The sequence below is a fragment of the Xanthomonas sp. 3075 genome, from assembly GCF_014197275.1.
GTDB lineage: Bacteria > Pseudomonadota > Gammaproteobacteria > Xanthomonadales > Xanthomonadaceae > Xanthomonas > Xanthomonas campestris_B.
This window is the reverse complement of record NZ_JACIFI010000002.1, coordinates 263,298-277,648: the sequence shown is the minus strand read 5'-3', so window position 1 is coordinate 277,648 and position 14,351 is coordinate 263,298. Positions and strand designations below refer to the sequence as shown.

Below are 14,351 nucleotides of genomic sequence, written 5' to 3'. Positions count from 1 at the left end.
AGCCACTCCAGAAGCGGCCAGGCAATGCTGCGTCCGTCACCGGTGCAGGCGTGGTGCATGCCTTGACGTGGCGATGCCAGAGGCCACGACAGCCATGCGCGCACAACGGCATGCAGCCGGGGTGTGCGCTTGCGATGGCGGTTCGCGTTTTCGCTATGCCGTTGCGTGCGGCAGCAGTGGCTGGCGGAACTGGGCCACGCCGTCCAGATCGCGCAAGGTCACGGTCAGCACGCCGCTGCCGCCATCGATCTCCACTTCGCCGAAGAACTGGAACCCGGCCAACGGCGAGGTGTTCTGCGCTGGCGGCGCTTTCTGGAACACCACGCGCGGGCCGAAGGTGGCATCCAGCGCATTCGGGCCGAAGCTGCCGGCATTGAGCGGGCCGGCGACGAATTCCCAGAACGGCTCGAACTGCTGAAACGTCGCGCGATCCGGGTGGTAGTAATGGGCAGCGCAATAGTGCACATCGGCGGTCAGCCACACCGTGTTGCGGATGCGCGCGGTGCTGATGAAGCGCAGCAACGTGGCGATTTCCTGCTCGCGGCCACGTGGCACGCCCGGATCGCCATTGGCGATCGCCTCCCAACGCGCGTGGCCTGCGGCGTCCTGTCCATCGGGTACCTGCAGGCCGATCGGCATGTCGGCGGCGATCACCTTCCACTGCGCGCGTGAGCCGGCCAGTTCGCGTTGCAGCCACGCCAATTGCTGCGTGCCGAGAAATGCAGTGTCCGCACCTGGCTGCGGCTGCAGGTTGTCGCTGTTGGCGCCGCGATAACTGCGCATGTCCAGCACGAACACATCCAGCAGCGGGCCGTAGCCGATCTTGCGGTAGATGCGCCCGTCGCCATCGGCGCGTACGCCGCGCATCGGTGCGTATTCCAGAAACGCCTGGCGTGCACGCCGGGCCAGCACGTCGATATCGCGCACCCGATAGCGTTCGTCCAGTTGCTTGCCCGGCGACCAGTTGTTGGTGGTTTCGTGGTCGTCCCATTGCCAGATCTGCGCGACGTCGGCATTGAACCGGCGCATGTGGTCGTCGAGCAGGTTGTAGCGGTAATTGCCGCGAAATTCGTCCAGCGTTTCGGCCACTTTGCTTTTTGCGGCCGTGGTGAGGTTGCGCCAGCATTTGCCTTCTTCGACGATCAGTTCGGCCGGCACCGGGCCATCGGCGTAGATGGTGTCGCCGCTGTGCAGGAAGAAGTGCGGGTTGCGCGCGCGCATCGCGCTGTAGATGCGCATGCCGCCGATGTCCGGATTGATGCCGAAGCCCTGCCCAACGGTGTCGCCGCTCCAGACAAAGCGCACATCACCACGCGCGTGCGGGGCGCTGCGCAGATGCCCAAGCACCGGCGCGCTCAAAACGCCGCTGTCGGCATCTTCAAAGCGCACCCGATAGAAGATGTCCTGATCGCGCGGCAATGCAGTCAGGTCCACCCGCGCAGTGAAGTCGTGCGCCGGCACCGCCATCGGCCCGTCCACGCGACGCGCCTGGCGCAGGCTCGGGCGCGTATCCCATTCCACCCGCAGCCGCGCCGGCCGATCGCAGCGGCTCCACAGCATCGCCCGGCCATCCAGTACATCGCCGCTCTGCACGCCGTCGGTGATGAGCGGCCGCCCGGACGGCGCGGCCAGACTGCGCGTGGACCAACCGGCGGTGGCCGGCAGCAACAGGCCGGCGCCCAGACCTTGCAACACGCGGCGGCGGGCGGGATCGGAGACGGTCATGGGCATCCTCGACGAGCTGGCGGCGATGTCCAGGTATAGCGCCGCTGTCTTACCGGCAGGTGTCCATTGCGCTGCGTGGCGCAGTGGATCGCGGGTTGCAAGGCAGCAGTCGCTGCAGTGCGCGGCACATAGATGAATCAGGTGCGTGGCAAGGGTGGGGGAAGGGCGCTTCACGCATGCTGCGACCAGCGTGGGAGTTACCCGGGCGCGGTGTGGCGGATGGGTCGGCGCCTGCAGTTGCCGCTGACCGCCTCAGCCCGGCGCACGCGCCTTATGCCTCCACCGCCCCGGCCTTGCCGTCTTCGACCACGAAGCGTTTCAACGTCGAGACGGTTGCATCACGGTCGCGGCGATCGGAGATGCCCTGCAGGCGGGTTTCCATCCGGCCCGGCGTCAGCGTCACCGAGACATAGCCGCGGGTTTCGCCTTCGGCGTAGTGCACGTGCGGATTGAGCGCCATGGTCTGTTGCAGCTCGGCGTTGCTCTGGCCGTCGGAGGTGATCGAGGTGCCGACGAATTCGGTGGCCAGCGTCGGCGAAGCCGGGTCGGCCGGATCGGCCTTGAGGTCGGTGACCCAGTACGAGTGGATGTCGCCGCCCCAGAACACCGGGTTGCGTAGCCGGGTCTTGGCGATCGCATCGAGCATGCGCGTACGCGTGGCCGGGTAGCCGTCCCAGCCGTCGGTCCACTGCCCGAGCACGCCGTCGCGGCCGTGCTGGTTCATCGGTGCCACCAGCAGATCCTGCGCGATCACGTTCCAGCGCGCCGGGGATTGCGCGAAGGCGCCATGCAGCCAGCGCTCCTGTTCCCAGCCGAGCATGGTGCGGCGTGGGTCGGTGCGTTCGCGGCAGCTGTCATCCACCACATGCCCGCCGCGCCAGCCGTTGGCCTGCGGGCAGGGTTGCTCGCTGCGGTACTGGCGGCCATCGAGCACGTAGAAACGCGCCAGCTGGCCGTAGTCCAGCGCGCGGTAGATGCGCATGTCGGCGCCATGCGGCCGATTGCGCGCGCGCAGCGGGAAGTGCTCGTAAAACGCGCGATACGCGGCTGCGCGGCGGGCCAGGAAGGTGTCGACCGGAATCGACGGATCCTGCGACCAGCGGTTGGCGTAGTCGTTCTGCACCTCGTGGTCGTCCCAGGTCGCCACGCAGGCGCTGCCGGCGTGCAGCGCCTGCAGGTCGGGATCGGTGCGATACAGCGCATAGCGGTTGCGATAGCCGGCCAGGTCCAGGCATTCGCCGCTGCCGTGCGGGCGCACGATCTTGTTCGCCGCCTCGCCATGGTTGCTGTATTCGTAGATGTAATCGCCGAGGAAAAACACCAGGTCCGGCTGCTCTGCGGCCAGGTGGCGGTAAGCGCTGAAATAGCCCAGTTCCCAGTGCGAGCACGACACAAAGCCCAGCCGCGCGGCATCCGGTATGTGATGCGCTGCCGGCAAGGTGCGCGCGCTGCCGATGGCGCTACGCGCGCCTAGCGCCTGGAAGCAGTACCAGTACGGACGATCGGCGGCCAGGCCGGCGACCTCCACATGCACCGCATGGCCCCAGGCCGGGCTGGCGCTGGTTTCGCCCTGGCGCACGATGCTGCGCATGCCCGGGTCGCTGGCCACCTGCCAGCGCACACGCACCGGTGCGGTCAGCCCGCCGCGTCCATCCGGGTCCAGCGGGCGGGGCGCCAGCCGGGTCCAGATGACAAAGCCGTCGGGCAGCGGGTCGCCAGCGGCCACGCCCAGCGTGAACGGGTCCGGGCTGCCGCTGGCACGTGCGAACGGGCTGAGCAGCCCGGCCGCTGCCAGGCCCGTACCGGCGAGCAAAATGCGGCGGCGGCCGTGATCCACCAAGGTTGTTGCGTTGTCGGGGCCGGGCAGAGGCGATACGGAAGACGAGTCGATCGAGGACATGGGCACAAAGGCAATCTAGCGGACGCGACCATAATGCGACGGGAGAATGTCCGTTCGATGGCAGTGGCAGTAGTGTCGCTGGCGACGCAGATGGCGCGATCTTCGAAAGACGCTACGGCGGTGAGGCGGCAGCTGTCGCAGCGGTCGGTGATGCTTGCCGACGGGCAATCGGACAATCGGGCAGCCAAACGATCAAACGATCAGGCAACGCCACTAACGGTGGGTGTGGTCGGTCCGGAGCGCCGCATGCGCCATACACGTGCGTGCGCCTGCACGGCACACCAACTGCGATAATCGCGCCATGAACGATGCCGCACTTCCCCCCGACGTAGCCGCCGCACTGGCGCATGGCCTGCAGGCCCAATCCCTGGATGCGGACTTCGCCGCGCCGTTGTTGCGCTATTTGACGCTGCTGGTGCGTTGGAACAAGACCTACAACCTCACCGCCGTGCGCGACCCGCGCGAGATGGTGACCCGCCATCTGCTCGATTCGCTGGCCATGCAGCCGTACATCGCCAGTGGCACGCTCGCCGATCTGGGCACCGGCCCCGGCCTGCCCGGCATCCCGCTGGCGATCACCCGCCCGCAGCTGCAGGTGACCCTGGTGGAAAGCAACGGCAAAAAAGCCCGCTTCCTGCGCGAGGCATTGCGTCACCTGGCGCTGGGTAACGCACGCGTGGCCGAGTCGCGCGCCGAAGCGCTGGACGAACCGGCCGCCTACGACCATCTCACCGCGCGTGCGCTGGACACGCTGGCCGGCATCATCGCCGTCGGTGGCCACCTGTTGCGTCCAGGCAGCACTCTGTTGGCGATGAAGGGCGTGTATCCCCACGAAGAGATCGCCGCATTGCCGGCCGGCTGGACGGTGGCCGAGGTGCATCCGCTGCAGGTGCCGGGTCTGGATGGCGAACGGCATCTGGTGGTGGTGCGCAAGGCGGGGTGAGCTGCGGCTTGCCTGCCGCCCAGTGAACTGCCACAGGGTTTGATCGACGTCTGCGTGTTGCCGTGTCGGTGGGTTCCGGTCGCGTGCATTGAGGGAAAGGCCGCGCGGCGCCGCTTCCTTCCCCCGCAAGCGGGGGAAGGTGCCCGCAGGGCGGATGGGGGCAGCGCGATCGGCTGTGCCCTCACCCCAACCCTCTCCCGCAGGCGGGAGAGGGGGCAGATCACATGGCGGTGTAATGCCCCGGGGCGGCGCCGGTCCGCTTGGCAAGAGAGGTTGCGACCTTCGAAGGCGCCTACCTCCGATCCCCAACCCCAAACCCCCAATCCCCAATCCCCAATCCCCAATCCCCAATCCCCAATCCCCAATCCCTGCTGGGACTTCCGGCCCATGGCATCCGCCGCGCACGCTGCCATGATTGTGCGTTCGATCCGATCGCAGGCAGCCCGCACGTGACATCTCCCCTCGCCGCCGCACTCTCGCTCGCCCTGCTGGGCGCCAGCTTCGTCGCCACCTCGGCGCAGGCCTCCGCACCTGGACCGGCTACGCCGCCAGCCACGCTGACCGCCGAACGCCCGGCCGATGCACGCTTTCGCGCCATCTACGAAAAGGAATGGAGCTGGCGCCAGGCCGAGACCGGCCAGGCCGACGAAGACAGCGACACCACCGGCGACAACACCCATCTGCCCGATGTCGGCCCGGCGGCGCAGCAGGCGCGGCTGGCGGTATGGGATGGCGTGCTCAAGCAGCTCGACGGCGTCGACCCGAAACAGCTGTCGCCTGCCAACCAGGTCAACTACGCGATCTACCGCCCGCAGGTGGAGAACCTCGCCGCCGAAGTGCGCCTGCGCCTGTACGAAATGCCGTTCAATTCGGACAGCTCGTTCTGGTCCAACCTGGGCTTCATGGCGCAGCGGCCGATGAGAACCGCCGCCGAGTATCGCGCCTATATCGCGCGCTTGAACGACGTGCCGCGCTACTTCGACCAGCAGACCGCCAACATGCGTGCCGGCCTGGCGCGCGGTTTCAGCGTGCCGCGTGCGGTGCTGGATGGCCGCGACGTTTCCATCGCGACCGTGGCCGAGGTCAAAGACCCCACCGAATCCACCTTCTACGCACCGTTCAAGCAGCTGCCGGCGCAGATCCCGGCCGCCGAACAGGCGCAACTGCGCGCACAGGCCAAGGCCGCGCTGAGCACTGCGGTGTTGCCGGCCTACACCAAGCTGCTGGGCTTCTTCCGCAACGAGTACATGCCCAAGGCGCGCACCACGCTGGCGGCCGAAGCGCTGCCCGACGGCAAGGCGTTCTATCGCCAGCAGATCCGCGAATACACCACGCTGGAACTGACCCCGGAGCAGATCCACAAGATTGGCCTGGACGAGGTGGCGCGCATCCAGGCGCAGATGGACGCGATCATCCGGCAGGTCGGCTTCAAGGGCAGCTTCGCGCAGTTCCTGAGCTTCCTGCGCACCGACCCGCAGTTCTACGCCAAGACCCCGCAGGAATTGCTCGATCGTGCCGCGTGGATCTCCAAGCGCGTGGATGGGCAGGTCGGCAAGTTCATCGGCACGCTGCCGCGCGGGCGCTTCACCATCAAGCCGGTGCCGGACGATATCGCCCCGTTCTGGACCGCCGGGCGCGGCGGTGCCACCACCTACTGGGTCAACACCTACAACCTGCCATCGCGGCCGTTGTACAACCTGCCGGCGCTGACCTTGCACGAGTCCTCGCCCGGGCATTCGCTGCAGGGCTCGCTGGCGCTGGAGCAGGGCGACCAACCGGCGTTCCGGCGTGAAAACTACATCTCCGCCTATGGCGAAGGCTGGGCGCTGTACACCGAAAAGCTCGGCCAGGAAATGGGCATCTACGAGACCCCGTACGAAGAGTTCGGCCGGCTCACCTACGAAATGTGGCGTGCCTGCCGGCTGGTGATCGACACCGGCGTGCACCACGATGGCTGGAGCCGCGAGCAGGCGCTGGCCTACCTGCGCGACCGCACCGCGCTGAGCGAGCACGAGGTCACCACCGAGGTGGATCGCTACATTTCCTGGCCGGGCCAGGCGCTGAGCTACAAACTGGGGGAGATCACCATCGTCAAGCTGCGTGCCGAGGCCGAACAGGAGCTGGGCGAGCGCTTCGACATCAAGGCCTTCCACGACGCGGTGCTCAAGCAGGGCTCGGTGACCTTGCCGGTGCTGGAGCAGCAGGTACGCGCGTTTATCGCCGACAGCAAGACGCGCCCGGCCGACGCCAAGCCGGTGCGCAACGCGGCGCCGTGATGCCGTGGGGCATTTGGAGCGGCTGACAGAGCCACCTCTGGGGCGGCTGGCCTTTGGTTTGGCTGCGTGCTCCTTGCCCCGCCCACCATCGCGCGACACGCCGCAAGTACGTCCGTGTGGGCTCTCTTACGCGGCATCCATGTCGCGTAAGGTCCCGCGACGGTGGGCGGGCAAGGACCAGTCGGTATGGTCGGTGTTCATGCTTTTGAACAAGGCAACCTACAACTGTCTGGCGCGGTGTCCTCACCGATTGCGGGACCGTGTGGCGGCATGGATGCCGTCACCGAGCCCCCAGGGAGGGGTTCACGGCGTGTCCCGCAAGCGGCGAGGGCACCGCGCCCTCGACCGACTGGTGCTTTTGCCCCACGTAGTTGATTGCATCTGAACGACGCTGCGGACTCGAAGTTTCGGGTGTCATGGAGCGAGGGCAGTGCGCAGGGATCATCTGTGAACGACGCTACGCCGTGCATGCGATTGTGTAACCACTCCGGCCCCGATACGCTGCGCCCATGTTGCTTCGCCGCGCCCGCCTGTTGCACCCGTTGCTGCGCCTGATGGCGTTGGCGGTGCTGGTCATGGGCGTACTGGTCGCACCGGTGGCCTGTGCCCTGGGCGATGTGCACGCGCTCGCCCACGACCAGGCGCATCTGGAAGACACCGCGCCACACGGTCACGACGGCGCGGACGAGCGCGATGCCGGCGAGCGTGACGGCGCCGGTTTGCTGCATGCGCTGATGCACAGCGGCTATTGCCATGGGCATAGCCCGGCGATGCTGTCGGCGCTGGCCTGGGGGCCGCTGCCTGCCTGCGCGCAGGCGCAGCCAGCCACGCTGCCGATCGCCTATCGCTCGCACCTGAGCGAGACCGGATTGCGTCCCCCGATCGCGGCCTGATGCATCGCCGGCAGCTGCCGGCCTGTCCATCGATCCCGATTCCGGAGACACCCTCATGTGGTTGCGACTGACGGCGCTTGCCGTCTTCGCGGTCGTGCCGTGCGCCATGGCGCAGGACGTACCGCCCAAACCCGTGCTGACCCTGGACGACGCCATTGCGCGCGTCGCCCGGCAGCATCCCGACCTGCGCCTGGCCGATGGCCAACGCGCGGTCCTTGCCGCCGATGCCGAGCGCAACGCGCTGCGTCCGCCGTTGCGCATCGGTGCCGAACTGGAAAATGTGTTCGGCAGCGGCCCGACCCGCGCGCTGGACCAGGCCGAACTCACCGTCACCCTGGCCGGGGTGCTGGAACGCGGCGGCAAACTGGACGCACGCCGCACCCTGGCCCAGGCACGCATCGACGCACTGGCACCGCAACGCGCGCTGGCGCGCCTGGACGTGCTGGCCGAGGTGGCGCGGCGCTATCTGGCCATCGGCATGGCCGCGCAACGGCATGCGGTGGCACTGGAAACCCTGGCCCAGCGCCAGCGCACCGTCGTTGCCGCGCGCCAGCGGCTGCAGGCCGGCGCCTCGCCAGAATCTGTGCTGCTGACCGCCCAGGCCCTGCAGGCGCGCGCGGAACTGGAGCGCGACCGCGCGCAACAGGAACTGCTGGCCGCACGCCGCCAGCTGGCGGTGTTGTGGGGGCAGCGCACGCCGGACTTCGGCGATGTCACCGGCGACCCGCTGCAGTTGCCGGCGATTCCCGAATTCGAGGTGCTGGCGCAGCTGCTCGATGCCACGCCAGAACTTGCGCGTTTGAACGGCGAGCAGCGCGTGCGCGAGGCGCGGCTGCGGTTGGCACGCACCCAGGCGCGCCCGGACCTGGATTGGCAGGTGGGCGTGCGCCGGCTCGAGGGCAACGACGCCACTGCGTTGCTCGGCAGCGTCTCGCTGGCCCTGGGCAGCGCCGCACGCGCGCAACCGGAAATCCACGCTGCCGAAGCGGAGCTGTCGTTGCTGGACATCGAGCGGCAATCGCAGGCGCTGGTGCTCTACACCACGCTGGCCGATGCGCACGGCCGCTATCGCGCCGCACAGCTGGAAGTGGCGCGCATGCGCAGCGACGTGTTGCCTGCACTGGCGCGTGCCGATGCGGCCGCCGAACGCGCCTACCGCGCCGGTGCGACCAGTTATCTGGACTGGGCGCAGCTGCAGGCACAGCGCAGCGATGCACGCCAGCAGCAGCTGGCGGCGGCGCTGGAAGCGCAGACCGCACTGATCGAGATCCAGCGCCTGACCGGCCAGCCGTTTGTGGTCGACAGCGCTGCGCAGGTGGGGCCATGAGCACTCCTTACGCTGCGCGTTTTCCCACGGCCTGGATACCTCGGCTTGGATCTGCTGCGCTGGTATCGGTAACGGCGTGCGCAACTGCAACTGCGTCGGCATCCAGCATTCGTCAAGGGATGCTCGCGCCTACCGCGACGCTAGCGCATCCAGCGCACCCCTTCTTCGTTCGTTCGCCCGACGCTTCGCGTCGGCGCCAACCAGGATTCCCTTCGATGACACGTTTTTTGATCGCGCCGCTGTTGCTGGCGCTGCTGCTGAGCGGCTGCGGCCGCAACGGCGAGGAATCGCATGACCACGCAACGCCTGGCGCCGAGGGCGACGCCGACGCACATGGCGAAGAGGCCGAAAAAGGCATGCACGGCGGGCGCCTGCTCAGCCAGAATGGCGACAGCGTGGAACTGGCGATTGCCGAAGACGGCACGCCACCGACCTATCAAGCCTGGCTGTATCGCGACGGCAAGCCCTTGCCGCCGAGCGCGGGCAGTGTCGAAGTGCGTTTGACCCGGCTTGGCGGCGTCAACGAAGTGCATCGCTTGCGCGCGCGCGACGACGGCAGCCTGCTGGCCGACAGCACGGTGGGCGAGCCGCATTCGTTCGACGTCGAGGTCCGCGCGACGGTGCAGGGCAAGTCGCATCGCTGGGCCTATCCCAGCTATGAAGGCCGCACCACCATCGCGGCGAAGATCGCGCAGGATGCAGGGATTCGGGTCGCACCAGTGGGTGCCGGCAGCATTGCCGACCAGCACGAAGTGCAAGGCCTGCTGACGCCGGCAGAAGGTGCGCAGGCGCAGGCCACCGCGCGCTTTCCCGGGCCGGTGCGCAGCTTGCGTGTCAACGTCGGCGACCAGGTGCGTGCCGGTCAGGTCTTGGCCACGGTGGAGAGCAATCTGAGCCTGACCACGTACTCGGTCAGTGCGCCGATCAGCGGCACCGTGCTGGCCCGCACCGCCAGCCTGGGCAGCAACGCGGGCGAAGGCCAGGCGTTGTTCGAGATCGCCGATCTGTCGACCTTGTGGGTGGACCTGCACATCTTCGGCGCCGATGCCGGGCACATCACCGCGGGCGCACCGGTGACGGTGACGCGCATCAGCGATGGCGTGGCGGCGCAGACCACCTTGGAACGCGTGTTGCCCGGCACGGCCACGGCGAGTCAGAGCACGGTGGCGCGCGCGGTATTGCGCAACAGCGATGGCCTGTGGCGGCCGGGGTCGGCGGTGAAGGCGCGGGTGACGGTGGCGCAGCAGCCGGCAGCGATGGTGGTGCCGGTAGGGGCGTTGCAACGATTTCGCGACTGGGAGGTGGTGTTCGTGCGGGTGGGCGATGTGTACGAGGTGCGGCCGGTGACGCTGGGCGCGCGCGATGCGCAGCAGGTGGAGGTGGTGTCGGGTGTGGCAGTGGGGGATGCGGTGGTGGTGGAGCAGAGCTATCTGGTCAAGGCCGACATCGAAAAGTCGGGAGCCTCGCATGATCATTGATCGCGTTGGGGTAGAGGTCATTGCGTTTTCGAGTGGGAGCGTGTGTCGGAGACGGGGATGCATGTCAGATCCAAGGCTTTCGCGCCCTTTCAGGCTAGGGCGAAGGCTTTCACGCCCTTTCAGGCTAGGGCAAAGGCTTTCACGCCCTGTCGGGCGCGAGTTACTTTTCTTTGCTTGTGCAAAGAAAAGTAACCAAAAGAAAGCACACCCCGTCCTCGCGCCCTCCGCGCCTGCGGCACTGCGGGTCCGCAAGTCCGGCAGAAATTTTTGTAAGGGACATCCATGTCCCTTACAAAAACGTCGCGCATCCATGCGCGCCGCCCTGCGGGTTGTATCTGCCGGCCTCGCCGCTGCGGTATGGGGCCCCGAAAGCAAACAGCACCAGCAACAGCACCAGCACCAGCACCAGCAACAGCCTTGGTGCTGGTATGCGGATGGGTGTTTGTTTGGCGTGCTGCGTCGCACCGCGATAGGGAGGCGGCGCTGTCGGTCGGTGGCACCACGAGGGTGGCGCCCGGCGCAGTGCGGTGCCAGGTCTGCACGGAGGGGCCTGTCATGCTGACCAACATCATCCGTTTTGCGATCGTGCAACGCTGGTTGATGCTTGCGTTGACGGGGGTGTTGATTGCGATCGGGGCGTGGAGTTTTTCGCGGCTGCCGATCGATGCGACGCCGGATATCACCAATGTGCAAGTGCAGGTCAATACCGCCGCACCGGGGTATTCGCCGTTGGAGTCCGAGCAGCGGGTGACGTTCCCGCTGGAGACGGTGTTGGCGGGGCTGCCGGGCCTGGAGTCCACGCGCTCGTTGTCGCGCTATGGGCTGTCGCAGGTGACTGCTGTCTTCGCCGACGGCACCGATCTGTACTTCGCGCGGCAGCAGGTGGCCGAGCGTTTGCAGCAGGTCAAATCGCAGTTGCCGGCCGAGCTTGAGCCGCAACTGGGGCCGATTGCCACCGGCCTGGGCGAGATCTTCATGTACACGGTGGAAGCCAAGCCGAATGCACGCAAGCCCGATGGCAGTGCGTGGACGGCGACCGATCTGCGCACCTTGCAGGATTGGGTGGTGCGGCCACAGCTGCGCAACGTGCCCGGCGTGACCGAGGTCAACACCATCGGCGGCTATGCGCGGCAAATCCATATCACCCCGGATCCGGCGCGCCTGGTCGCGCTGGGCTTCACGCTCGACGATGTGGCCCGTGCGGTGGAAGCCAATAACCGCAACATCGGTGCGGGGTATATCGAACGCAACGGGCAGCAGTTTCTGGTGCGGGTGCCGGGGCAGGTGGATGGCATCGCGCAGATCGGCGCGATCGTGCTGGATCGGCGCGAGGGTGTACCGATCCGGGTGCGTGATGTGGCGCAGGTCGGCGAGGGCCGCGAGTTGCGCACCGGTGCAGCCACGCAGGACGGCACCGAAGTGGTGCTCGGCACGGTGTTCATGCTGGTTGGCGCCAATAGCCGCACCGTGGCGCAAGCGGCCGCGCAGCGCCTGGAAGTGGCCAATGCCAGCTTGCCGGCCGGCGTGCAGGTGGTGCCGGTGTACGACCGCACCGCACTGGTCGACCGCACCATCGTCACCGTCGCCAAGAACCTGATCGAAGGCGCGCTGCTGGTGATCGTGGTGCTGTTCCTGCTGCTGGGCAATGTGCGCGCGGCCCTGATCACCGCGGCGGTGATTCCGTTGGCGATGTTGTTCACCCTCACCGGCATGGTGCGCGGTGGCGTGTCGGGCAACCTGATGAGCCTGGGTGCGCTGGATTTCGGGCTGATCGTCGATGGCGCGGTGATTATCGTGGAGAACTGTTTGCGCCGCTTCGGCGAAGCGCAATTGCGCCTGGGGCGAGTACTCGAACGCGATGAGCGCTTCGAACTCACTGCCGAAGCCACGGCAGAGGTGATCCGTCCCAGCCTGTTCGGCCTGGGCATCATCACTGCGGTGTATCTGCCGGTGTTCGCGCTCACCGGCATCGAAGGCAAGATGTTCCATCCGATGGCGATCACCGTAGTGCTGGCGCTGACCGGTGCGATGTTGTTGTCGCTGACCTTCGTACCGGCGGCGATCGCGTTGTTGCTCGGTGGCAAGGTCGCCGAGCACGAGAACCGTGCGATGCGTTGGGCGCGGCGCGTGTATGCGCCCATGCTGGATCGCGCGCTGCGGCACGGCCGTTTGGTCGGTATTGGCGCGGTTGTGGCAGTGGTGCTGTGCGCGATACTGGCGACCCGGCTGGGCAGCGAGTTCATTCCGAACCTGGACGAAGGCGATATCGCGCTGCATGCCTTGCGCATTCCCGGCACCAGTCTGGAACAGGCCATCACCATGCAATCCACGCTGGAAAAACGCATCAAGCAGTTTCCGGAAGTGGCGCGTGTGTTCGGCAAGCTCGGCACCGCCGAAGTGGCCACCGATCCAATGCCGCCGTCGGTGGCCGACACGTTCCTGATCATGCATCCGCGCGAGCGATGGCCGGATCCGCGCAAGCCCAAGGCGCAGCTGGTGGCCGAGATCGAGGCTGCGGTGAAGCAATTGCCCGGCAACAACTACGAGTTCACCCAGCCGATCCAGATGCGCATGAACGAGCTGATTTCCGGCGTACGTGCGGATGTGGCGATCAAGGTCTACGGCGACGATCTGGACACCCTGGTGCAAGTGGGCAGACGCGTAGAGGAGATCGCCAGCACGGTGCCGGGTGCGGCCGACGTGAGTCTGGAACAGTCCACCGGCCTGCCGATGCTGGCGGTGCTGCCCGATCGCGCTGCGCTGGCCGGTTACGGGCTCAATCCCGGCGTGGTGCAGGACACCGTGTCGGCGGCCGTCGGCGGGCAGGCCGCCGGGCAGTTGTTCGAAGGCGACCGCCGCTTCGACATCGTGGTGCGGCTGCCGGAAGGCTTGCGTCAGGACCCGACCGCATTGGCCGATCTGCCGATTCCGCTGCGCGGCGATGGCGAGCGCGTCGATGCGGATGAGTCCAGCCGCGCAGCTGGCTGGCGCAGCGGCGCGCCGACCACGGTGCCGTTGCGCGAGGTGGCGAAGATCGAAAGCGTGCTCGGGCCCAACCAGATCAATCGCGAAGACGGCAAGCGCCGCATCGTGATCACCGCCAACGTGCGCGATCGCGACCTGGGCGGATTCGTCGCCGAGGTGCAGCAGCGCGTGCAGGCCGAGGTGGTGCTGCCCACCGGCTACTGGATCGGCTACGGCGGCACCTTCGAGCAACTGATCTCCGCCGGCCAGCGCCTGGCCTGGGTGGTACCGGGCACGCTGCTGCTGATCTTCGCGCTGCTGTACTGGTCGTTCGGCTCGGGGCGCGATGCACTGGTGGTGTTCAGCGGCGTGCCGCTGGCACTGACCGGCGGCGTGGTGGCACTGGCGCTACGTGGCCTGGCCTTGTCGATCTCCGCCGGCGTAGGGTTCATCGCGTTGTCGGGCGTGGCGGTGCTCAACGGGCTGGTGATGATCGCCTTCGTGCGCAGTCTGCGCGCGGGGGGCATGCCGCTGGAGCAGGCGCTGCGCGAGGGCGCGCTGAGCCGTCTGCGTCCGGTGCTGATGACGGCGCTGGTCGCGGCACTGGGCTTTGTGCCGATGGCCTTCAACGTCGGTGCCGGTGCCGAAGTGCAGCGGCCGCTGGCCACGGTGGTGATCGGCGGCATCGTCTCGTCAACGCTGCTGACCTTGCTGGTGCTGCCGGTGCTGTATCGCTGGCTGCACCGCGAGCGGGCAGGGCGTGGCCGTGCGGGCTAAGTGCTTGCGGCACATAGGAAAGCCATGCATAATGCGCGGCTCGCTGTGCCCGGATCGCTCCGGATGGC

Annotated in this window: 9 protein-coding genes; 6 read left to right on the top strand and 3 right to left on the bottom strand. The window is 67.5% G+C overall.

Going from position 1 to position 14,351, the window contains the following annotated elements:
• Positions 1–153 precede the first annotated feature (153 nt).
• Both GGR62_RS03140 and GGR62_RS03135 read right to left on the bottom strand, forming a co-directional pair.
• Positions 154–1,725 carry an alkaline phosphatase D family protein gene (locus tag GGR62_RS03140; RefSeq protein ID WP_184406518.1) on the bottom strand — a complete coding sequence of 524 codons (1,572 nt, stop codon included), beginning with the start codon at positions 1,723–1,725 and terminating at the stop codon, positions 154–156.
• Between the two features lie 271 nt (positions 1,726–1,996).
• Entirely contained in the window at positions 1,997–3,625 is a 1,629-nt protein-coding gene (locus GGR62_RS03135; RefSeq protein WP_184406517.1) for an alkaline phosphatase D family protein, read from the bottom strand.
• 301 nt (positions 3,626–3,926) lie between these two features.
• Here GGR62_RS03135 and rsmG point away from each other — a divergent pair, with 301 nt between their 5' ends.
• The 5 genes from rsmG to GGR62_RS03110 all read left to right on the top strand — a co-directional run bounded on the left by rsmG (position 3,927) and on the right by GGR62_RS03110 (position 10,542).
• A complete protein-coding gene (gene rsmG, locus GGR62_RS03130; protein ID WP_184406516.1) occupies positions 3,927–4,568 on the top strand; it encodes a 16S rRNA (guanine(527)-N(7))-methyltransferase RsmG in 642 nt (213 codons plus the stop codon).
• A gap of 449 nt (positions 4,569–5,017) precedes the next feature.
• The gene (locus GGR62_RS03125; protein WP_184406515.1) at positions 5,018–6,844 is read left to right on the top strand and encodes a DUF885 family protein; all 1,827 of its coding nucleotides are present in this window, start codon (positions 5,018–5,020) and stop codon (positions 6,842–6,844) included.
• Between the two features lie 509 nt (positions 6,845–7,353).
• Positions 7,354–7,737: a hypothetical protein gene (locus tag GGR62_RS03120; protein ID WP_184406514.1), complete on the top strand. Its 384-nt coding sequence runs from the start codon at positions 7,354–7,356 to the stop codon at positions 7,735–7,737.
• Positions 7,738–7,792: 55 nt separating this feature from the next.
• On the top strand, positions 7,793–9,064 hold the full coding sequence (locus tag GGR62_RS03115) for a TolC family protein (protein ID WP_184406513.1): 1,272 nt from the start codon (positions 7,793–7,795) through the stop codon (positions 9,062–9,064).
• 215 nt (positions 9,065–9,279) lie between these two features.
• Complete coding sequence (locus tag GGR62_RS03110; protein WP_184406512.1) at positions 9,280–10,542, top strand: efflux RND transporter periplasmic adaptor subunit; 1,263 nt, start codon at positions 9,280–9,282, stop codon at positions 10,540–10,542.
• A gap of 289 nt (positions 10,543–10,831) precedes the next feature.
• Here GGR62_RS03110 and GGR62_RS21060 read toward each other — a convergent pair whose 3' ends face one another.
• Positions 10,832–10,954, bottom strand: a complete 123-nt coding sequence (locus tag GGR62_RS21060; RefSeq protein WP_260305389.1) for a hypothetical protein — start codon at positions 10,952–10,954, stop codon at positions 10,832–10,834.
• Between the two features lie 143 nt (positions 10,955–11,097).
• Between GGR62_RS21060 and GGR62_RS03105 the strand changes: the two genes are divergently transcribed.
• A complete protein-coding gene (locus GGR62_RS03105; RefSeq protein ID WP_184406511.1) occupies positions 11,098–14,283 on the top strand; it encodes a CusA/CzcA family heavy metal efflux RND transporter in 3,186 nt (1,061 codons plus the stop codon).
• Positions 14,284–14,351: the final 68 nt, after the last annotated feature.

What these genes read in the sequence shown, in the direction of transcription:
- GGR62_RS03140 (WP_184406518.1), bottom strand. Translation starts at nt 1,725, where the DNA reads ATGACCGTCTCCGATCCCGCCCGCCGCCGCGTGTTGCAAGGTCTGGGC.
- GGR62_RS03135 (WP_184406517.1), bottom strand. Translation starts at nt 3,625, where the DNA reads ATGTCCTCGATCGACTCGTCTTCCGTATCGCCTCTGCCCGGCCCCGAC.
- rsmG (WP_184406516.1), top strand. Translation starts at nt 3,927, where the DNA reads ATGAACGATGCCGCACTTCCCCCCGACGTAGCCGCCGCACTGGCGCAT.
- GGR62_RS03120 (WP_184406514.1), top strand. Translation starts at nt 7,354, where the DNA reads ATGTTGCTTCGCCGCGCCCGCCTGTTGCACCCGTTGCTGCGCCTGATG.
- GGR62_RS03115 (WP_184406513.1), top strand. Translation starts at nt 7,793, where the DNA reads ATGTGGTTGCGACTGACGGCGCTTGCCGTCTTCGCGGTCGTGCCGTGC.
- GGR62_RS03110 (WP_184406512.1), top strand. Translation starts at nt 9,280, where the DNA reads ATGACACGTTTTTTGATCGCGCCGCTGTTGCTGGCGCTGCTGCTGAGC.
- GGR62_RS03105 (WP_184406511.1), top strand. Translation starts at nt 11,098, where the DNA reads ATGCTGACCAACATCATCCGTTTTGCGATCGTGCAACGCTGGTTGATG.